A 20,265-nucleotide genomic window follows, 5' to 3' on the forward strand; every position below is an offset into this window, starting at 1 on the left:
TATCTTTAGCTGATGTACCGCATTCGCGAGCAAGCCCGCGCCCACATTAGATCTACATGAATCAGAAGAACCTTTTTGACAGCGCAGCAATTCAACAGGTTAGAATCGCTGGCACGCAGACTGCATGGTCAGTTTGCGCCCCGTCTTGTTTGCTCATGGAGTACTGCCTTTGAATGCGACGACCATCAACAGCCTGTTCTTGATCGGCGCGTTGCTGGTGAGTGCGAGCATTCTGGTGAGTTCTCTTTCGTCCCGCCTGGGGATTCCGATCCTGGTGATCATCCTGGCCGTGGGGATGCTGGCCGGCGTTGATGGCGGCGGCATCATTTTCGATAACTACCCGACCGCCTACCTGGTGGGCAACCTCGCCCTGGCGGTGATCCTGCTCGATGGCGGCTTGCGTACCCGGGTCGCAAGTTTCCGTGTGGCACTCTGGCCGGCGTTGTCACTGGCCACGGTGGGGGTGTTGATTACCACCGGCCTCACCGGTATGGCTGCGGCCTGGCTGTTTGACCTCAATATCATCCAGGGCCTGTTGATCGGTGCCATCGTCGGCTCCACGGACGCCGCAGCGGTATTCTCGCTGTTGGGCGGTAAAGGCCTCAACGAGCGGGTCTCCGCCAGCCTGGAAATTGAATCCGGCAGCAACGACCCGATGGCGGTGTTCCTCACTGTCACGTTGATCGACATGATTGCCAGTGGCCAGACCGGCCTGCACTGGAGCCTGCTGACGCACCTGCTCCGCGAGTTCGGCATCGGCGGTATCGTCGGCTTGGGCGGCGGCTGGCTGATGCTGCAGATGGTCAACCGGATCAGCCTGGCCAACGGCCTGTACCCGATCCTGGTGATCGCCGGCGGCCTGTTCGTCTTCGCCCTGACCAACGCCCTGCACGGCAGTGGCTTCCTCGCCGTTTACCTGTGTGGCCTGGTGATCGGCAACCGCCCGGTGCGCAGCCGTCACGGCATTTTGCATATGCTCGACGGCATGGCGTGGCTGGCTCAGATCGGCATGTTTTTGGTGCTGGGCCTATTGGTCACGCCCCACGAATTGCTGCCCATTGCCCTCCCGGCGCTGGGCCTTGCACTGTGGATGATCCTGTTTGCGCGGCCGCTGTCGGTGATGGTTGGCCTGCTGCCGTTCAAGGCGTTTCACGGCCGCGAAAAAGCCTTTATCGCCTGGGTCGGCCTGCGCGGTGCGGTCCCGATCATTCTGGCGGTGTTCCCGCTGATGGCCGGCCTGCCGCATGCGCAGCTGTACTTCAACCTGGCGTTCTTTATCGTGCTGGTCTCGCTGCTCGTGCAGGGCACAAGCCTGCCGTGGGTGGCCAAGCTGCTCAAGGTCACCGTACCGCCGGACCCGGCGCCGATCTCCCGTGCGGCCTTGGAAGTGCATGTCACCAGCGAGTGGGAGCTGTTCGTCTACCGCCTGGGCGCAGAAAAATGGTGCATTGGCGCCGCCCTGCGTGAGCTGAAAATGCCTGAGGGCACGCGGATCGCCGCCCTGTTCCGCGGTCAACAACTGCTCCATCCGTCGGGTAGTACGGTGCTGGAAGTCGATGATTTGCTCTGTGTGATCGGCCACGAACACAACCTGCCGGCCCTGGGCAAACTCTTCAGCCAGGCGCCGCAACGCGGTTTGGATTTGCGTTTCTTCGGCGACTTCGTACTGGAAGGCGACGCCCAGCTGGGCGCGGTTTCCGCCCTGTACGGCTTGAAGCTGGAGGGCATCGACCCGGACATGCCGCTGAGCCGCTTCATCACCCAGAAAGTCGGCGGTGCGCCAGTCGTAGGCGACCAGGTGGAGTGGAACAACACCATCTGGACCGTCGCTGTCATGGACGGGAACAAGATCGGCAAAGTCGGCGTCAGATTCCCCGAAGGAAGTCGCCCGGGTCCCGGACTCTTCCTCTAAACTGCGGGGCGACAGCTCGCCCCCATTTTTTCATTTCGCTCGACCGGTCTCTATGCCAACTCTGCGCACATTTCTCGCCACTGCCCTGCTGGGCTTGACCCTCTGTGTCGGTACCGTCCACGCGGCCGACCCGCCCAGCGCCGACGCCATCCAGCAAACCCTGGACAAACTGCCCGACCGTAAGCTGCCCGACGCCGATATGAAAGCGTTGCAGGCGATCCTGCAACAGACCCTGACGTACCTGGACAATAAGCAGGACTATGAGCAGCGCCTCATCGACCTCAAGCGCCAGCTGGAAGACGCCCCGCGCCAGACCACAGAGAACCAGCGCGAACTGACGCGGCTCAAGGCCACCAAGGTCGTCCCGGTCGCCCAACGCTACGCCACCCTGCCGGTACCGCAGCTCGAGCAATTGCTGGTGCAGCGCAGTACCCAGCAGGGCGACCTGCAAAAAGAGCTGGCCGACGCCAACAGCCTGTCCATCGCCGCCCAGACCCGGCCCGAGCGCGCCCAGACTGAAATCAGCAGCAGCCAGACGCGCATCCTGCAGATCAACTCGATCCTCAAGGCCGGCAAAGACAACGGCAAAACCCTCAATGCCGATCAGCGCAACCAGCTCAACGCTGAACTCGCCGCCCTGAACGCACTGATCCCCTTGCGCCGCCAGGAACTGGCAGGCAACAGCCAACTGCAAGACCTGGGCAACAGTCAGCACGACCTGATCCAGGAAAAAACCGCGCGCCTGGAGCAAGAAATCCAGGACCTGCAAACCCTGATCAACCAAAAGCGCCTGGCCCAATCCCAGCAGACCGTCACCCAGCAATCCATCGAAGCGCAAAAAGCTGGCGGCAGCAGCCTGCTGGCCACGGAAAGCGCGGCCAACCTCAAGCTCTCCGACTACCTGCTTAAAAGCACTGACCGCCTCAACGACCTGACCCAGAAAAACCTGCAAACCAAGCAGCAACTGGACACAGTCACCCAGAGCGATTCGGCCCTGGACGAGCAGATCAACGTGCTCAAGGGCAGCCTGCTGCTGTCCAAGATCCTCTACAAACAGAAACAGGCGCTGCCGCGCCTGACGGTAGACCGTGACCTGGCGGATGACATCGCCAACATTCGCTTGTATCAGTTTGAGGTCAACCAGCAGCGCGAGCTGATCAGCTCGCCCAGCGCCTATGTGGATAACTTGCTGGCTAACCAGGCGCCAGAAGATGTCACCCCGCAACTGCGCCGCACGTTGCTGGAACTGGCCATCACCCGCAGCGACCTGCTGGAGCGCCTGAGCCGAGAGCTGAGCTCGCTGCTGAATGAATCCATCACGTTGCAACTGAACCAGAAACAACTGCTCAGCACCGCCACCGCACTGCGGGCGACGCTGGATGAGCAGATGTTCTGGATCCCCAGCAACAAGCCGCTGGACACCGAGTGGCTGGAAACTGTCCCGGCGCACCTGAGCAAGCAAGTCGCCACCCTGCCCTGGGCCTCCAGCATCAGCGAATTGTATGACGGCCTGACCCAGCGCCCGCTGCTGTTCCTGCCACTGCTGCTGGTGATCGGTGCCCTGCTGTGGCGACGCAAAGCCCTGTATCAGCGCCTGAGCAAGGTCCACCTGGACATCGGCCACTTCAAGCGCGACAGCCAGTGGCACACGCCGCAGGCCATCCTGATCAATATCCTGCTGGCGATGCCGGTGGCGCTGGGCCTGGCGCTGTGCGGCTATGCACTGCAAATTGACGCCCGTGGGCAGAACGCCAACCTCGGCGCAGCGTTGCTGCAAATCGCCCAGGCCTGGCTGGTCTTCTACACCGCTTATCGCATCCTGGCGCCGGGTGGCGTGGCGCAATTGCACTTCCGCTGGGAAAAACCCCAAGTCGAATTCCTGCAAGGCTGGATACGCAAGCTCGGTCTGGTGGTGCTGGCGCTGGTGGCCGTCGTGGCGATCGCCGAGCACCAGCCGGCGGCGCTGGCGGACGATGTGCTGGGCATTGGCGTGGTGCTCACGTGCTATGCGCTGATGGCCTGGTTGCTGGGTCGCCTGCTGCTCAACAGCCCAACCCATGAAAAAGCCTCACTGTTTCGCAAGGCCATCGGCCTGCTGTTTACCGCCTTGCCCGTCGCCCTGTTTATCGCCGTGTGCTTTGGCTATTACTACACCGCGCTCAAGCTCAGCGACCGCTTGATCAACACCCTGTACCTGCTGATGTTCTGGCTGGTGATCGAGGCCACCTTTGTACGCGGCCTGGGCGTTGCGGCGCGGCGACTGGCCTATGCGCGGGCACTGGCTAAACGCCAGGCCGCCAAGGAAGCCGGTGAAGGCGAAGCGGTGATCGAAGAGCCGACCCTGGACATCGAGCAGGTCAACGAGCAGTCGATGCGACTGATCCGCCTGGCCTTGCTCGGCGGCTTTATCGCGGCGTTGTACTGGGTGTGGTCGGACCTGATCTCGGTATTTTCCTACCTGGACAACGTCACCCTGTACGAATACACCAGCGGCACGGGTGCGAATATCAGCATGGTGCCGATCAGCATCGGCGATTTCATCGGCGCGTTGATCATCATCGGCATTACCTTCGCACTGGCGCGCAACCTACCCGGTCTGCTCGAGGTGCTGGTACTGTCCAAACTGGAGCTGGCCCAAGGCAGCGCCTACGCGACGACCACGCTGTTGTCGTATGTGATTGCCGGCATCGGTTTTGTCTCCACCCTCTCCACCCTTGGCGTGAGCTGGGACAAGTTGCAATGGCTGGTGGCGGCGCTGTCCGTGGGGTTGGGCTTTGGTATGCAGGAGATCTTCGCCAACTTTATCTCCGGCATCATGATCCTGTTCGAACGCCCGGTGCGCATCGGCGACACCATCACCATCGGCAACCTGTCGGGCACGGTGAGCAAAATCCGCATCCGCGCCACGACGATCACCGACTTTGACCGCAAGGACATCATTGTCCCGAACAAAACCTTCATTACCGGGCAACTGATCAACTGGTCGCTGACCGATACCATCACCCGGGTCACCCTGAAGCTGGGCGTGGACTACGGCTCCGATCTGGACTTGGTGAAGGAGTTGTTGCTCAAGGCTGCCAGGGAAAACCCACGCGTGTTGAAGGAACCGGAACCGCTGGTGTACTTCCTCAACTTCGGTGAAAGCGCCCTCGACCACGAACTGCGCATGCACGTGCGCGACCTGGGCGACCGCAACCCCGTGCTGGATGAGGTCAACCGCTACATCAACCGTGAGTTCAAGAAACAGCACATCAACATCTCGTTCCGGCAGATGGAGGTGTACCTCAAGAACATGCACGGCAAGGAATACAAATTGGTGCCTGCCGAAGACGAGCACAAGACCATGGCCGTGCCTGCCCCTGAGCAGGACGCCCCCGAGCCGCCACCCGGCAAAGTCGACGATGCGCCGGAGCCGCCGCCGAGCAAACTCGACTAACGGTGCTATCCCCAGCAGAATGCCAGGACATTCTGCTGGAGATGGCCGGTGAAAGCCCTCGACGAACTGACCTTCGACAACCGCTTCGCACGCCTGGGCGACGCGTTCTCAACCCACGTACTGCCTGAACCCCTCGACGCACCGCGTCTGGTAGTGGCGAGTAACGCTGCCATGGCATTGCTCGACCTCGACCCGGCCGTGGCCGAAACGCCGGTGTTTGCCGAGCTGTTTGGCGGGCACACGCTGTGGGCCGAAGCGGAGCCACGGGCGATGGTCTATTCCGGGCATCAGTTCGGTGGCTACACCCCGCAATTGGGCGATGGCCGTGGGTTGTTGCTGGGTGAGGTGTATAACGAGGCCGGCGAGCACTGGGACCTGCACCTCAAGGGTGCCGGTATGACGCCTTACTCACGCATGGGTGATGGGCGCGCCGTGTTGCGGTCTTCGATCCGCGAGTTTTTGGCCTCCGAAGCGCTGCATGCGCTGGGTATCCCCAGCAGTCGCGCACTGTGCGTGATCGGCTCCGATACCCCGGTGTGGCGTGAGAAGCAGGAACGCGGCGCGATGGTGCTGCGCATGGCGCCGAGCCATATCCGCTTCGGGCATTTCGAGTATTTCTATTACACCAAAAAGCCCGAACAGCAGGCGCTTTTGGCCGAACACGTATTGAACCTGCATTACCCCGAGTGCCGCGAACAACCAGAGCCTTACCTGGCCATGTTCCGCGAAATCGTCGAGCGCAACGCCGAATTGATCGCCAAGTGGCAGGCGTATGGCTTTTGCCATGGCGTGATGAATACCGACAATATGTCGATCCTGGGCATCACCTTCGACTTCGGACCGTTTGCGTTTCTCGATGACTTTGATGCGCACTTCATCTGCAACCACTCCGACCATGAAGGACGTTACTCCTTCAGCAACCAAGTGCCGATTGGGCAGTGGAACCTCAGTGCATTGGCACAGGCGTTGACGCCGTTTATCAGCGTCGACGCCTTGAAAGAAACGCTTGGGCTGTATCTGCCGTTGTATCAGGCGAATTACCTGGATTTGATGCGTCGCCGCATGGGGCTGACCACCGCTGAAGACGATGACCAGAAGCTGGTGGAGCGCTTGTTGCAACTGATGCAGAACAGTGGCGTTGATTACACGCTGTTCTTCCGCCGCCTGGGAGATGAGTCGGCGGCGCTGGCCGTGGCACGACTGCGCGACGACTTCGTCGACCTCGCCGGGTTTGATGCCTGGGCTGAGCTGTACAAGGCCCGCGTTGCGCGGGATGGGGAATATAGCGAAGAGCAGCGCCGCAAGCGGATGCACGCGGTGAACCCGCTGTACATCCTGCGCAACTACCTCGCGCAGAACGCAATCACTGCGGCCGAGTCGGGCGATTACAGCGAGGTGCGGCGACTGCACGAGGTGCTGAGCAAGCCGTTTGGGGAGCAGCCTGGTATGGAGCAATACGCACAGCGGCCGCCAGATTGGGGCAAGCATTTGGAGATTAGTTGTTCGTCGTAAACGCCTCAGATAAAGGTTTCTACTGATACGCCGAAGCGTTCAGCCAGCCAACGAATTTGCCGTATGTTGAGTTGGCGCTTTCCGCTCAACACCTCAGAGACGACCGATTGGGCGCCGACGCCCGGCAGGTCGCTCTGAGTGAGATTGTGTTCGCGCATCATGTATCGCAGCACATCGGCGCCGCTGGCGACGGGCATTGGGCGATGCTCATGATCGTAGGCTTCGATCCAGTCGCTGAGGATATCTACCAAGCTCATCAGCGGACTGTCCTCATTTTCGCCGATCAGGCTCAATAACTCGTCCAACCCACATACCAGAGCGTCGTAGTCTTCCTCGTTTTCTGGTTTGCGCATCACGGGTGAAACAAATTGCCAGTGTTCGGCAGCTACTCGCATAAGCGCGCTCATCTGTTGTTTTCCTTCCATTTATCTTTCTCATAGTCGCGGTGATCAAGCAGATGCTTGATGTAGATGCGCTGCGCCCGATACTCCACGCCAGCAATCAACCTCAAGTTGTTGCCTCCAATATCGAAAATGTGAAACTCCCCGACCTTATCCGTGGCAGGGAACATGGCTTTCATCGCCGCGAAATCTTTGGGGTAATTTCGCCTCATTACCCGATACCACTGATCCAACGCTGTTGCTGAACGTGGCCACTTTTCCTTCGCTTCCCAGATCCTTTCTCGCTGATCACTCGCATGCAACATCCTTATCGCATCTTGCTATGAAGGTTAAACCCGAATTCCGAATATCTCAATTTGCGATAATCGCAAACAGACCGATGGTTCAAAACAGAACAGGCTCTGACAGCCTAGACAGCTGCCCACATCAGCACGGGCAAAACTGTGAGTGGATGAGTCCCCCCTCTCCCCGCCTTGATAAACACCTCGCCCGACTCCAGATACAGTCCATTGGCCACATCGAAGGAGCCCACCATGTCCGAACCTCTTGTAATCCCCTGCCCTCATTGCAACGGCCTCAACCGCATCCCCGGCGAACGCCTGAGTGACGCGCCCAAATGCGGGCGCTGCAAGCAGCCGGTGTTGTTGAGCAAGCCTTTCGAGTTGAAGCAAGGCGACTACGCCAGCCAGATCAAGGGCGACCTGCCCTTGCTGGTGGATGTGTGGGCCGACTGGTGCGGGCCGTGCAAGTCATTCGCGCCGGTGTTTGAGCAGGCCGCTGGGCAGCTGGAGGGCAAGTGCCGGTTGGCAAAGCTCGACAGTGAGGCCAATCAGCAGTTGTCGGCGCAGTTGGGGATTCGTTCGATTCCCAGCTTGATTCTGTTCAAGAATGGCCGCGAAGTGGTGCGTCAGAGCGGGGCGTTTCCGTTGCCGCAGTTGATGAGTTGGTTGCGTAGCCAGGGCGTCTAAACACGGTCGAATGTGGGAGCTGGCTTGCCTGCGATGACGGTGTGTCAGGCATTCTCTCTATTGAATGCTCCGGCCTCATCGCGGGTAAGCCCGGCTCCCACAAGGTTCTACGTTGCCTTTCAGGTCACACGTTTTCCAGCAGGTTATGCAATTCCACAAACTGCTGCGTCAGCTTATGCCGAGGGTCGAGATGGATCAGCGGCTTGTTCTCCTGATGCGACTCACGCATGCGCACGGAGCTGGTCAGGTACACCGGCAGCACCGGCAACCCTTCTGCAATCAACTCATCGAGCATCTGCTGCGGCAAGCTCGCACGCGCCTGGAACTGGTTGACCACGATACCTTCCACTTCCAGGCCTTCGTTGTGGTCTTCCTTCAATTCTTCGATTTCAGCCAGCAGGCCGTACAGTGCCTGGCGGGAGAAGCTGTCGCAATCAAACGGTATCAGCACGCGATCGGCAGCAATCAGCGCCGAAACCGCATAAAAATTCAGCGCCGGCGGCGTATCCAGGTAAATCCGGTCGTAGTCTTCGCTCAGTTCGTCCAACAGCTTTCGCAGCTTGTTGATCTTGTGCTTGGCTTCAAGCTTGGGCTGCAGGTCTGCCAATTCCGCAGTGGCGGTGATCACATGCAGGTTGTCGAAAGGGGTTTCGTAGATATCGACTTTGTTTTTCTTGGAGAACGGCCCGGAAGACAGGGTTTGCTTGAAAAAATCCGCGATACCCATGGGGATGTCGTCGCCGGTCAGCCCGGTGAGGTATTGGGTTGAGTTGGCTTGTGCATCGAGGTCCACCAACAGGGTTCGATAGCCTTCACTGGCGCTGACCGCCGCCAGGTTGCAGGCGATGCTGGACTTGCCAACGCCGCCTTTTTGATTGAACACCACGCGCCGCATGGAAAAACCTCCGTGTATCAATGAATGCAGGAGTGTAGAGGGCTTAAGCGAATGTTCGCTACCTCGTTCATCCATCCCCGACAAACGAACAGGAAGGGCCCGACAATCCAAATCGGCGTGGGGTAAAGGACAATCTGTAAATCATCCCAACCAAATTGTTATCAGCCGTGAACAATTTTTTACCAATATTTGCTAGAACCCCACGGCACCCGGATAATGCGCGCCATTCGGCTATTGCTCCCTGTCCCGGTATTCGGGGCCACAAGTCGCACATGGAAGCCCGCAGGGGCGGGATACTTTCTCAGTGATCACTTTCAACATCGCCCAATGGCGCGCCTGGGCCCCTGGCCTGGAAAGCACGGATGAATGGCGTGCCTGGTGCCAGGCCCCGGTGTCTCTGCCTGTCAGCGAAGCCTGCCCCGACGTCTCGTTCCTGCCAGCCATGCAACGCCGCCGGCTGAGCCGCCTGGCGCGCATGGCGTTCAGCGTAGGCTGGCCGCTGGCCGAGGGCTTGCAGGACTTGCCACTGGTGTTTGTTTCCCGGCATGGCGAGACCCCGCGCACCCTCGACATTCTCAGCGACCTGGCCAACGACCAGCCACTGTCGCCAACCCAGTTCAGCCTGTCGGTGCATAACGCGGTGATTGGCCTGTGGTCGATCCTGCGCAATGAAACCAGCGAAATGACCGCCCTCGCGGCCGCGGGCGATGGCCTGGAACACGGCATGCTCGAGGCCGCCGCGCTGCTCAACGAAGGCGCGCCGGCCGTTTTGCTGGTGATTACCGAAGAACTGCCGCCCGAGGCCTACGCCAGCTGGATCGTTGACGCACCCTTTCCTTACGCCCTCGGCCTGTTGCTGACACCGGGCGACGAGTGGCAGTTGGAACTCAGCACCCGCACTGTCCAACTCACTCAAACCCAGTGGCCCCATGCCCTGAACCTGCTGCGCACCCTGCTCACCGAACAGGTCGCCTGCCAACATGCCTGGAAGAACCGCGTATGGAACTGGCAACGCAAACCCTGAACGACAAACCGCGAGACGCCTACTATTGGCGTCTGTTCGCCACCGCTGCCAGTTTCGCGCTGTTTGGCTTCGGAGGGCTGTGCCTGCGGTTGCTGGTGTTTCCCCTGCTCAGTTGCCTGCCAGGCAGCGCAGCAAGCCACAGGCGCCGCGCCCGCCACACCATCAGCTGGCTGTTCTGGTTCTTTATTCGCTTGATGCAACGCGCCGGCGTGCTGACCTATAGCGTCGACGGCGCGGAAAAACTCGGGCGCCCGGGCCAGATGATCATCGCCAACCACCCGTCGCTGATCGATGTGGTGTTTCTGATCGGCCTGGTGCGCCAGGCCAATTGCGTGGTCAAGCAGAGCCTGTGGCAGAACCCCTTTACCCGCGGGCCAGTGCGCGACGCGGGCTACATCAGCAACGACGGCAGCGCTGAAATGCTCGATGCCGCCGCCGATGCCCTGCGCGCAGGCCAGACCCTGATCATTTTCCCCGAGGGCACCCGCACCACACCCGGCGCGGCGCCTGCCTTTCATCGCGGCGGCGCCGCCATTGCGCTGCGGGGTGCGACAATCATCACCCCCGTGGTGATCAAGGTCAGCCCCACGACGCTGACCAAGGCCGAACCCTGGTATCGCATCCCGAAATGCCGCGTGCACTTCAGTTTGCGGGTGGGTGCCGATATAGAACCACAGGCGTTCGCAACACTGGGCCCCGCGCCCCAAGCCTCACGCAAGCTCAACGATTACCTGCACGACTATTTTTTTAAGGAGCTCGCCGAAGATGAGCGACAGACACTGCCTTGAGCACGACATAAAGATGCTGATCATCGAGGCCCTGGGCCTTGAAGACATCAGCGTCGACGACATCGGTAGCGAGCAAACCCTGTTCGGCGAAGGCCTCGGCCTGGATTCGGTAGACGCCTTGGAACTGGGCCTGGCAATCCAGAAAAAGTACGGCATCAAGATCGATGCCGACGCCAAGGACACCCGCAATCACTTCACCAACGTGGCCAGCCTTGCGGCGTATGTCACGGACAGACAGGCAGCTTGAGACCGGACCATGCAAACTCGTGACGATATCTTCAACACCTTGCGCGATGCCTTGGTGGAACTGTTTGAACTGCCGCCGGAACGCGTCACCCTTGACGCCAACCTGTACCAGGACCTGGAAATCGACAGCATCGACGCCGTCGACTTGATCGACCATATCAAGCGCCAGACCGGCAAGAAGATCGCCGCCGAAGAATTCAAGGCGGTACGGACCGTGAACGACGTGGTTGAGGCGGTGTACCGCCTGGTCCAGCCGGCCGCATGAGCCGGCTGATCGGCCTTGGCCTGTTGCTGGCGGGGCTGCTGTACCCATTTGCGGTGTATTACGGCACCGAGCACTTTGCACCCTGGCAATTCGGCCTGCTGCTCGGCGGCCTGTGGCTGCTGCGTGGGCTGACCGGTGCCCGACGCCACGGCAGCCGCTGGATGGCGTTGGCGATCATCGTGTTTTGTTTAGCGCTGGCTTGGTTCGATAACCCGCAACTGTTGCGCTGGTACCCGAGCCTGGTCAGCGCGTTCATGTTGTCACTGTTCGGTTTGAGCCTGAAATACGGCCCACCGATGGTCGAGCGCCTGGCGCGCATGACCGATCCGGTGTTGCCGCCCCACGCCATTGTGTATACCCGCCAGGTTACCGTGGTGTGGAGCGTGTTTTTTCTGTGTAATGGCCTGCTCGCCACTGCCCTCACCCTGTGGGCGCCGCTGAGCTGGTGGACGTTGTACAACGGCTTGATCGCCTACGGGCTGATTGGGCTGTTGTTTGCCGTGGAATGGCTGGTACGACAAAGGGTTCGAGGCCGCGTATGAATGGGTTGAAACTTGAGCACTTGCTGCTTGAGCCGCTGCAACAGCGTTTGGTCACCACCGAGCCTGAGATGAATCATGCACAGCTGTGGGAGCAGTCCCTGAGCCTGGCGGCGGGCCTGCAAGCGCGGGGTACCCAGCGCCTCGCCGTGTACCTGGAAGATGCCGGCCTGCTGGCAATTGCCCTGCTGGGTGCATGGCGGGCCGGGGTCAGCGTGCTACTGCCCGCCGATTTGCAACCTCAAACCCGCCAACGCTGGGACGAGGCCGTTGATGCCTGGCTGACCGAAGCGGCTGACCTGGACGCGCTGTTTCAAACACCACTGCGCCCAGCCGCCCTTGATCTGGACAGCTGCCAACTGAGCCTGTGCACCTCCGGCTCCAGTGGCGAACCCAAGCGCATCGACAAGACGCTGCGCCAGCTGGCTAACGAAGTTGAGGCGCTGGAAACCCTGTGGGGCCCGGACCTTAAAGACGCCTGCATCATCGGCAGCGTGGCCACTCAACATATCTACGGTTTGCTGTTCCGAGTGCTCTGGCCGCTGTGCGCCGGGCGCACCTTTGTGCGCAAGCAGTTGGCTTTCCCTGAAGACATGCAGCGCGCGAGCCGCGAGCACGGACAATTTGCCTGGGTCGCCAGCCCGGCACTGCTCAAGCGCATGGGCGATAACCTCGACTGGCCGGCACTGAGCCAGGTGTCGCGGGTGTTTTCGTCCGGCGGCGCGCTGCCAGTGGACGCTGCCGGCAGCCTTTACGACCGTTTGCAGCAGTGGCCCACGGAAATCCTCGGCAGCTCGGAAACCGGCGGCATCGCCTGGCGCCAGGGTGCGCAGCCTTGGCAGCCGTTTGCCGACGTGCAACTGAGTCAGGATGCAGACGGCGCGCTGCGCATCGCCTCAAAGTATCTGCCTGAAGGGCATATCGAACAGACCGCCGACGCCGCGCGCATTCACGCCGATGGCCGTTTCGAACTGCTGGGCCGCTTGGATCGCATCGTCAAACTGGAAGAAAAACGTATTTCCCTGCCCATGCTAGAACACGCACTGATGGCCCATCCGTGGGTCGCCGAAACCCGCCTGGGCGTGGTGCAGGAAAACCGCGCCTCCCTCGGCGCCCTGGTGGTGCTGAGCGACGAGGGCCTGCATGCCCTGCGCAATCAGGGCCGGCGCACGCTCACCCAAACCCTGCGCCAACACTTGAGCCAGCATTGCGAAGCGCTGGCTCTGCCGCGTCGCTGGCGTTTGCTCAGGCAGTTACCGCTGAACAGCCAAGGCAAGCTGCCCCAGGCGGACGTCGAGTCGCTGCTGTTGGCGCCGCGCCCAAAGGCGCCAGACGTACTGGAGAAAGTCGAAGCCAACGGCGAATGGACCGCACAACTAAGCGTCCCGCCGGACCTGGCCTATTTCAGCGGGCACTTCCCGGTCACGCCGGTGCTGCCGGGCGTGGTGCAGGTGGAATGGGCGTTCAACCTGGGCCAGCAACTGCTCGATTTGCCGCCGACCTTTGCCGGAATGGAAGTGCTCAAGTTCCAGCAACTGGTACGCCCCGGCGACGCGATTGAACTGCACCTGCGCTTCGACCGGGAGCGCGGCAAGTTGTACTTCGCCTACCGCAACGGCGTCGCCGCCTGCTCCAGCGGCCGGATTTTGCTGAAGGCCGCGCATGCATAACCCGTGCGCCCTGATCCCGGTCTACAACCACGAAGCCGCCGTGCCGGCCGTGGTCCACAGCCTGTTGAACAGCGGCCTGCCCTGCCTGTTGGTGGACGACGGCAGCAGCCCCACCTGCGCGGCAGTGCTGGCGCAACTTGCCACCCTGGATAACGTCACCCTGCTCACCCTGCCCAACAACCAGGGCAAAGGCGGCGCGGTGATGGCGGGCTTTCGCGAAGCCGCACGCCTGGGCTTCAGCCACACGCTGCAAGTGGACGCCGACGGCCAGCACGACCTGCGCGAAGTCGAGACGTTTGTCGACACCTCGCGCAGGCACCCCGATGCGATTATCTGCGGCTACCCCGAATACGACGACAGCGTGCCCAAGGGCCGTTTGTACGCGCGCTACCTGACCCACGTGTGGGTGTGGATCAACACCTTGTCGCTGCAGATTCGCGATTCGATGTGCGGCTTTCGCGTGTACCCACTGGCGCCGGTGCTGGCGCTGATGGACTCGGCCTACATTGGTACGCGCATGGACTTCGACTCGGACATCCTGGTGCGCCTGGCCTGGCGCAACCAGCCGATGCGCTGGCTGCCAACCCAGGTGCACTACCCCGCTGACGGCTTGTCGCACTTTCGTTTGTTCCGCGACAACGTCCGTATCTCGGCCATGCACACCCGACTGTTCTTCGGCATGCTGATCCGTGCGCCGATGATCCTGTGGCGACGGTGGCAGGCATGAGCGATCGCAACAAACACTGGGCTGACCGTGATGAACGCGGCAGCTATTGGCTGATGAAGCTCACGGCCTTCGCCGCCAAGGTACTCGGCCGTCGGGTATTGAGCCCGCTGCTGTACGGGATCGTCCTGTACTTCTTCCTGTTCGGCCGCACGGCGCGCCAGAGCGCCTGGCAATACCAGCAGCGCCTGGCCGACTGGAGCCGGCGTGATGACCTGCGCCCCACCCACAGGAAAGTCTTCGGTCAGTTCATGGCGTTTGCAGACTCAATGCTCGATAAGCTCGACGTGTGGAACGGCAAATTGCGCCTGGAGCAGATCGACATCAACGACCCGGCGCAATTGCGCGGGCACCTGCGCGGTGAACGTGGGCAGATGCTGGTGGGTGCGCACCTGGGCAACCTCGAAGTGTGCCGCGCCCTCGCGGAGATCGGTGAAAAAGTCACCATGAACGTGCTGGTGCACACCAAGCACGCCGAACAATTCAACCGCCTGCTGGGCGAAGCCGGCGCGAGCCACTTGCGCCTGATCCAGGTCAGCGAGCTGGACCCGGCCACCATGCTGCTGCTCAGCCAGCGCCTGGACGACGGCGAGTGGCTGGCGATTGCCGGCGACCGCGTGCCGCTGCACGGTGGGCGCACGGTGCGCGTGGGTTTCCTCGGCCATGACGCCGCCTTCCCCCAGGGCCCCTGGCTGCTGGCCGGCCTGCTCAAGTGCCCGGTGAACCTGCTGATGTGCCTCAAGCACAACAACCGCTATCGCCTGAGCATTGAACCTTTCGCCGAACGGGTCGAATGGAAACGCAACACCCGCGAGCAAGTCATAGCCTTATGGACCGCGCGCTACGCTGCACGCCTGGGCCAGTTTTGCCTGGAAGCGCCCCAACAATGGTTCAACTTTTACCCTTTCTGGAAGACCGATGACGACGCATCTTGAGCCAGTAACCTTTGGCGAACGCGCTTTGCGCATCGAAGACGTGCTGGCCCTGGCCAATCGTCAGGTGCCCACCCAATTGCAAGACGATGCCGCGTATCGCCAGCGCATTGCCAAGGGCGCGCAGTTCCTCGACTCGCTGCTGGACAAGGAAGGCGTGATCTACGGCGTGACCACCGGCTACGGCGATTCGTGCGTGGTGGCGGTGCCGTTGCAGCACGTCGAGGCGCTGCCGCGTCACCTGTACACCTTTCACGGTTGCGGCCTGGGCAAGTTGCTCGACGCCCAAGCGACCCGCGCCGTGCTGGCCGCGCGTTTGCAGTCGCTGTGCCACGGCGTGTCCGGTGTGCGCGTGGAACTGCTCGAGCGCCTGCATGCCTTCCTTGAACACGACGTGCTGCCGCTGATCCCGGAAGAAGGCTCGGTGGGCGCCAGCGGTGACCTGACGCCGCTGTCCTACGTGGCCGCGACCCTGTCCGGCGAGCGCGAAGTGATGTTCCGTGGCGAACGCCGCCAGGCTGCCGACGTGCACCGCGAGCTGGGCTGGGAACCGCTGGTACTGCGGCCCAAGGAAGCGCTGGCGCTGATGAACGGCACCGCTGTGATGACCGGCCTGGCTTGCCTGGCCTTCGCCCGCGCCGACTACCTGCTGCAACTGGCCACGCGCATCACCGCACTGAATGTGGTAGCGCTGCAAGGCAACCCGGAACACTTCGACGAGCGCCTGTTCGCCGCCAAGCCGCACCCGGGGCAGATGCAAGTCGCCGCCTGGCTGCGCAAAGACCTGGCGATTGACGCACCGACCGCGCCGCTGCATCGCCTGCAAGACCGTTATTCGCTGCGCTGCGCACCCCACGTGCTCGGGGTGCTGGCCGACAGCCTGAACTGGCTGCGTTCGTTCATCGAGATCGAGCTGAACAGCGCCAACGACAACCCGATCATCGACGCTGAAGAAGAGCGCGTATTGCACGGCGGGCACTTCTACGGCGGGCATATCGCCTTCGCCATGGACAGCCTCAAGACCCTGGTGGCCAACGTCGCCGACCTGCTTGACCGCCAGCTCGCGCTGCTGGTGGACGTGCGTTACAACCACGGCCTGCCGAGCAACCTGTCCGGCGCCCCGACTGACCGCGCGATGATCAACCATGGCTTCAAGGCCGTGCAGATCGGCACCAGCGCCTGGACCGCCGAAGCGCTGAAAAACACCATGCCTGCCAGCGTGTTCTCGCGCTCCACCGAGTGCCATAACCAAGACAAGGTGAGCATGGGCACCATCGCCGCACGCGATGCGATCCGCGTGCTGGAGCTGACCGAACAGGTCGCCGCCGCTACCTTGCTCGCCGCCAACCAAGGCGTTTGGCTGCGGGCCCAGGCTGAGGATGCACGCGCGCTGCCACCGGCATTGGCGGCGATGCACGAAGAACTCGCCAAAGATTTCCCGCCGGTCATCGAAGACCGTGCCCTGGAAGGTGAACTGCGCCTGTGCCTGCAACGCATCGCCGAGCAACACTGGAGGCTGCATGCGTAGCCCCGGCGTACTGCATTGCGACACCGAAATCCTGGTGCCGTTTTTTGACGTCGACACCATGAATGTCGTGTGGCACGGGCATTACGTGAAGTACCTGGAAGTGGCGCGCTGCGCGCTACTGGACCAGATCGGCCATAACTACACGGCGATGCTCGAGTCCGGCTACGCCTGGCCGGTGATCGACATGCAACTGCGTTACGTGCGCGGTGCTGTGTTCGGCCAGACCATTAACGTGCGCGCCAGCCTGGTGGAGTGGGAGAACCGCTTGAAGGTCAATTACCTGATCACCGACCTCGCCAGCGGCGAGCGTTTGACCCGTGCCAGCACCGTGCAAGTGGCCGTGGAAATCACGACCCGCGAGATGCAATTGGCCTCGCCAAAAGTATTCACAGACGCCATAGAAAGGGCCTTGAAATGCTGACCCCTGTGGGAGCGGGCTTGCCCGCGATGGACGTTAACGATAACGCGGGCCGCCTGACACTGCGCGGCGCTCTCAGGCTCTTCGCGAGCAAGCTTGCTCCCACAGGGGTTGCGCTGTTGCTGAGCTTTAATGCCCACGCCTTTGATCTGCAACAACTCAGCGATCAGCTTGCAAAACCCTCAGTGATCCACGGCAGCTTCACCCAGGAAAAACACCTGCGTGCCCTGCCCCAACCCTTGGTCAGCAAAGGCACCTTCGTCCTCGCCAAGGACCACGGCCTGCTGTGGCTGCTGAAAACCCCGCTGCAACAGGACTACCGCATCAGCGCACAAGGCATCGCCCGCCGCGACGCCAATGGCTGGCAACTGCTGCCAAACAAGAGTGCCGGCGCCGAGCAGAACCGTTTGTTCCTCGCCGTGCTCCAGGGCGACAGCAGCGGCTTGCAGCGTGACTTCGAATTGCAGTTGCACGGCGAGGCCAAGCAGTGGCAATTGACCCTGATTCCGCGCTCGCTGCTGCTCAAGCAAGTCTTCAACCGGATCAACATCGACGGTGGCGATCTTGTGCAAAAGATCGAATTGCTCGAAACCCAAGGCGACAGCACCGTGCTGCGCATGCAGGACAGCACTGCCAACCAGCCGTTGAGCGACGCGGAGCAACACGACTTTGCCCAGTGAGCGCCTGCTGCCGCGCCTTTTCCTGATCCTGCTGGTGGCGGTGCTTGCGCTGGCCGGCTGGCAGTGGCGCCACGGCGCGCCGTTGTCCGCCAACCTGATGGAGCTGGTGCCGGGCAACACGCCGGACGCCCTGGAGCAACAAGCCGAACAGCGCATGCAGGAACCGCTTAACCACCAAATACTGGTGCTGGTGGGCCATGCCGACCGCCAACAAGCGGTCGCCGTGGCGCAACAATTGGGCGAGCGCTGGCAAGCCAGCGGGTTGTTTGAAAAAGTGCAGTGGAACCTGCAAGCCGACTTGCCGGCGCTACGCGAGCAATTGCTGCGCGGTCGCCTGGCGATGCTCTCGACCACGGACCGCGAGCAGCTGATCAACCAGCCCGACGCGTTTATCCAGCAACGCGTGCAAGCCCTGTTCGACCCCTTTACCGGGTTCAGCCTGGTGCCCAGCCAGGATGACTGGCTGGGGCTGACCGGGCGTATCCAGAACAGCCAACCGCAACAGGGCTCAGTGCAATTGGATATCGGCAGCGGCGCGTTGGTCGCCGACGCTGACGGCAAGCGTTGGGTGCTGCTGCGTGCGAGCACCACCGGCAATGCCTTTGACATGAACCTGCCGCTGCAAGTGGCGCAGTTGCTCCAGGCCAGCCGCGAGCAGGCAGGTCAGCAAGGCGCGCAACTGCTCGCCGCCAGTGGCTTGCTGTATGCGGCCAATGGTCAGCAGCAAGCCACGCGGGAAATCACCTGGGTCGGCGGCGGCGCTACCGTCGGCATCCTGTTACTGCTGTTGCTGGCGTTCCGACGCTGGCGCGTGTTGCTGGCTTTTGTGCCGGTGCTGGTGGGCATACTGTTTGGCGCGGTGGCCTGTGTGGCGCTGTTCGGGCACATGCATGTGATGACCTTAGTGCTCGGCTCCAGCCTGATCGGCGTGGCGGTGGATTACCCGCTGCACTACCTGTCGAAAAGCTGGAGCATGCGCCCATGGCGCAGCTGGCCGGCGTTGCGCCTGACCTTGCCCGGCCTGAGCCTGAGCCTGGCGACCAGTTGCATCGGTTACTTGGCGCTGGCGTGGACGCCGTTCCCGGCGTTGACACAGATCGCGGTGTTCTCCGCCGCCGGGCTGGTGGGCGCTTATTTGTCCGCCGTGTGCCTGTTGCCGGCGCTGCTCAAGGGCGTCGAGCTGCGCCCGGCGCAATGGCCGCTGCGTATCGCCGAAGGCCTGTGGCGGCTGCGCGCCTCGCTGCTCAAGCGCGTGCCGAGCCCGGTCTTGCTGGCGCTGCTGGTGCTGTTTTGCGCCGGTGGCCTGTGGCAGTTGAACAGCAAAAACGATATCCGCCAGTGGATCGGCGCGCCGCCGCAATTGCTGGAAGAAGCACAGGCCGTCGCGCGGATTACCGGGTTCCAACCCACCAGCCAGTTTTTCCTGGTGCGGGCGCAGGATCAGCAGCAGTTGCTGGAGCGCCAGCGCGCACTCGCGCAGCGCCTGGATCAATTGGTAAACATGGATAAGCTCAAGGGCTATCTGGCGCTCAATCAACTGGTCAGCCTGCCCGCCGAGCAGCAACAAGTGCGCGACGCCTTGAATAAACTGCCGCAGCACTGGCAGCCATTGCTGGACCTTGGCGTACCGGCCAGCGCCCTGCAAGCTGAGGTGAGGCAACTGCAAGCGTTGCCTACGCAAGATATCGACGCCGCACTGGCAGGCCCATTGGCCGAGCCTTGGCGCACCCTGTGGCTGGGCCCGGTGGACGGCGGCGTGGCAGCAATGGTTAGCCTGCAAGGCTTGAACAACCCGGCGCTGCTGCGGGTGCAAGCAGTGGATTTACCCGGCGTGCAATTGGTGGACCGCCTGGGCGAATTGAACCGGGTGTTCGCCGACACGCAAATCAGCGCCGCCGAATTGAAATTGATGTCGTGCGTGCTGATCGTGCTCTTGCTGATCCTGCCCTTCGGGTTTGGCGGTGCCTTGCGCATTGTCGCCCTGCCGCTGCTGGCGGCCCTGTGCAGCCTGGCCAGCCTCGGTTGGCTGGGCCAGCCGCTGACGCTGTTCAGCCTGTTCGGCTTGCTGCTGGTCACGGCGATCAGCGTCGACTACGCGATCCTGATGCGCGAGCAAATCGGCGGTCCGGCGGTCAGCCTGCTAGGCACATTGCTGGCGGCTATGACAACCTGGTTGTCGTTTGGCCTGCTGGCCGTATCCAGTACACCGGCAGTGAGTAATTTCGGCTTATCGGTCAGCCTGGGCCTGGCCTTCAGCTTTATGCTGGCACCCTGGGCCGGGCAACAGAGGCACGCCTTATGAATGTGATTAATGCCAATGTGGCAAG

18 protein-coding genes and 1 pseudogene are annotated in these 20,265 nt (G+C 61.8%); 16 read left to right on the plus strand and 3 right to left on the minus strand.

Annotated features, from left to right (window positions below; all coding sequences use genetic code 11):
* The first annotated feature begins 169 nt into the window (after nt 1-169).
* From AACY44_RS03330 to selO, 3 genes are read left to right on the plus strand one after another with little or no spacing between them, the layout of a single operon-like run.
* Nucleotides 170-1,912, plus strand: coding sequence for a potassium/proton antiporter (locus AACY44_RS03330; RefSeq protein ID WP_339427267.1), 1,743 nt, complete (start codon nt 170-172; stop codon nt 1,910-1,912).
* A gap of 52 nt (nt 1,913-1,964) precedes the next feature.
* Nucleotides 1,965-5,348 (plus strand): mechanosensitive channel MscK, encoded by a 3,384-nt coding sequence (gene mscK, locus AACY44_RS03335; RefSeq protein ID WP_339415586.1) that lies wholly within the window; start codon nt 1,965-1,967, stop codon nt 5,346-5,348.
* Between the two features lie 48 nt (nt 5,349-5,396).
* Nucleotides 5,397-6,860 carry a protein adenylyltransferase SelO gene (gene selO / locus AACY44_RS03340; RefSeq protein WP_339427268.1) on the plus strand — a complete coding sequence of 488 codons (1,464 nt, stop codon included), beginning with the start codon at nt 5,397-5,399 and terminating at the stop codon, nt 6,858-6,860.
* 5 nt (nt 6,861-6,865) lie between these two features.
* Here the strand turns inward: selO and AACY44_RS03345 are convergent, their stop codons facing one another.
* Nucleotides 6,866-7,267 (minus strand): helix-turn-helix domain-containing protein, encoded by a 402-nt coding sequence (locus AACY44_RS03345; protein WP_339415827.1) that lies wholly within the window; start codon nt 7,265-7,267, stop codon nt 6,866-6,868.
* Nucleotides 7,264-7,559 (minus strand): annotated as a pseudogene (locus tag AACY44_RS03350) (type II toxin-antitoxin system HigB family toxin). Before AACY44_RS03350 ends, AACY44_RS03345 begins: the two are co-directional and overlap by 4 nt.
* A 235-nt stretch (nt 7,560-7,794) precedes the next feature.
* On the opposite strand from AACY44_RS03350, the gene trxC reads away from it, so the two are divergent.
* Entirely contained in the window at nt 7,795-8,229 is a 435-nt protein-coding gene (gene trxC / locus AACY44_RS03355; RefSeq protein ID WP_339415583.1) for a thioredoxin TrxC, read from the plus strand.
* Between the two features lie 124 nt (nt 8,230-8,353).
* Here the strand turns inward: trxC and AACY44_RS03360 are convergent, their stop codons facing one another.
* The gene (locus tag AACY44_RS03360; protein ID WP_339438062.1) at nt 8,354-9,124 is read right to left on the minus strand and encodes a ParA family protein; all 771 of its coding nucleotides are present in this window, start codon (nt 9,122-9,124) and stop codon (nt 8,354-8,356) included.
* 304 nt (nt 9,125-9,428) lie between these two features.
* Between AACY44_RS03360 and AACY44_RS03365 the strand changes: the two genes are divergently transcribed.
* Genes AACY44_RS03365 through AACY44_RS03420 form a run of 12 tightly spaced genes read left to right on the plus strand, consistent with a single transcriptional unit; the run spans nt 9,429 to nt 20,240 of the window.
* Nucleotides 9,429-10,148 carry a beta-ketoacyl synthase chain length factor gene (locus AACY44_RS03365; protein WP_339415581.1) on the plus strand — a complete coding sequence of 240 codons (720 nt, stop codon included), beginning with the start codon at nt 9,429-9,431 and terminating at the stop codon, nt 10,146-10,148.
* On the plus strand, nt 10,124-10,936 hold the full coding sequence (locus AACY44_RS03370; RefSeq protein ID WP_339427271.1) for a lysophospholipid acyltransferase family protein: 813 nt from the start codon (nt 10,124-10,126) through the stop codon (nt 10,934-10,936). Before AACY44_RS03365 ends, AACY44_RS03370 begins: the two co-directional genes overlap by 25 nt.
* Nucleotides 10,914-11,183 carry a phosphopantetheine-binding protein gene (locus tag AACY44_RS03375; protein WP_339427272.1) on the plus strand — a complete coding sequence of 90 codons (270 nt, stop codon included), beginning with the start codon at nt 10,914-10,916 and terminating at the stop codon, nt 11,181-11,183. The genes AACY44_RS03370 and AACY44_RS03375 overlap by 23 nt, the downstream gene beginning before the upstream one ends.
* 9 nt (nt 11,184-11,192) lie before the next feature.
* Entirely contained in the window at nt 11,193-11,447 is a 255-nt protein-coding gene (locus tag AACY44_RS03380; RefSeq protein ID WP_003187949.1) for an acyl carrier protein, read from the plus strand.
* Entirely contained in the window at nt 11,444-11,989 is a 546-nt protein-coding gene (locus AACY44_RS03385) for a hypothetical protein (RefSeq protein WP_339529791.1), read from the plus strand. The genes AACY44_RS03380 and AACY44_RS03385 overlap by 4 nt, the downstream gene beginning before the upstream one ends.
* The gene (locus AACY44_RS03390) at nt 11,986-13,656 is read left to right on the plus strand and encodes an ApeI family dehydratase (protein ID WP_339529793.1); all 1,671 of its coding nucleotides are present in this window, start codon (nt 11,986-11,988) and stop codon (nt 13,654-13,656) included. Before AACY44_RS03385 ends, AACY44_RS03390 begins: the two co-directional genes overlap by 4 nt.
* A complete protein-coding gene (locus tag AACY44_RS03395) occupies nt 13,649-14,383 on the plus strand; it encodes a glycosyltransferase family 2 protein (RefSeq protein WP_339415576.1) in 735 nt (244 codons plus the stop codon). The genes AACY44_RS03390 and AACY44_RS03395 overlap by 8 nt, the downstream gene beginning before the upstream one ends.
* Nucleotides 14,380-15,315, plus strand: coding sequence for an LpxL/LpxP family acyltransferase (locus AACY44_RS03400; RefSeq protein WP_339529795.1), 936 nt, complete (start codon nt 14,380-14,382; stop codon nt 15,313-15,315). Before AACY44_RS03395 ends, AACY44_RS03400 begins: the two co-directional genes overlap by 4 nt.
* On the plus strand, nt 15,299-16,840 hold the full coding sequence (locus AACY44_RS03405; RefSeq protein WP_339529797.1) for an HAL/PAL/TAL family ammonia-lyase: 1,542 nt from the start codon (nt 15,299-15,301) through the stop codon (nt 16,838-16,840). Before AACY44_RS03400 ends, AACY44_RS03405 begins: the two co-directional genes overlap by 17 nt.
* On the plus strand, nt 16,833-17,261 hold the full coding sequence (locus tag AACY44_RS03410) for an acyl-CoA thioesterase (protein WP_339427274.1): 429 nt from the start codon (nt 16,833-16,835) through the stop codon (nt 17,259-17,261). Before AACY44_RS03405 ends, AACY44_RS03410 begins: the two co-directional genes overlap by 8 nt.
* Complete coding sequence (locus AACY44_RS03415) at nt 17,255-17,938, plus strand: outer membrane lipoprotein carrier protein LolA (protein WP_339415572.1); 684 nt, start codon at nt 17,255-17,257, stop codon at nt 17,936-17,938. Before AACY44_RS03410 ends, AACY44_RS03415 begins: the two co-directional genes overlap by 7 nt.
* Nucleotides 17,928-20,240, plus strand: a complete 2,313-nt coding sequence (locus AACY44_RS03420; protein ID WP_339529798.1) for an MMPL family transporter — start codon at nt 17,928-17,930, stop codon at nt 20,238-20,240. Before AACY44_RS03415 ends, AACY44_RS03420 begins: the two co-directional genes overlap by 11 nt.
* Nucleotides 20,241-20,265: the final 25 nt, after the last annotated feature.

Source organism: Pseudomonas sp. RA_15y_Pfl1_P11, assembly GCF_963970975.1.
GTDB classification, from domain to species: Bacteria; Pseudomonadota; Gammaproteobacteria; order Pseudomonadales; family Pseudomonadaceae; genus Aquipseudomonas; species Aquipseudomonas tritici.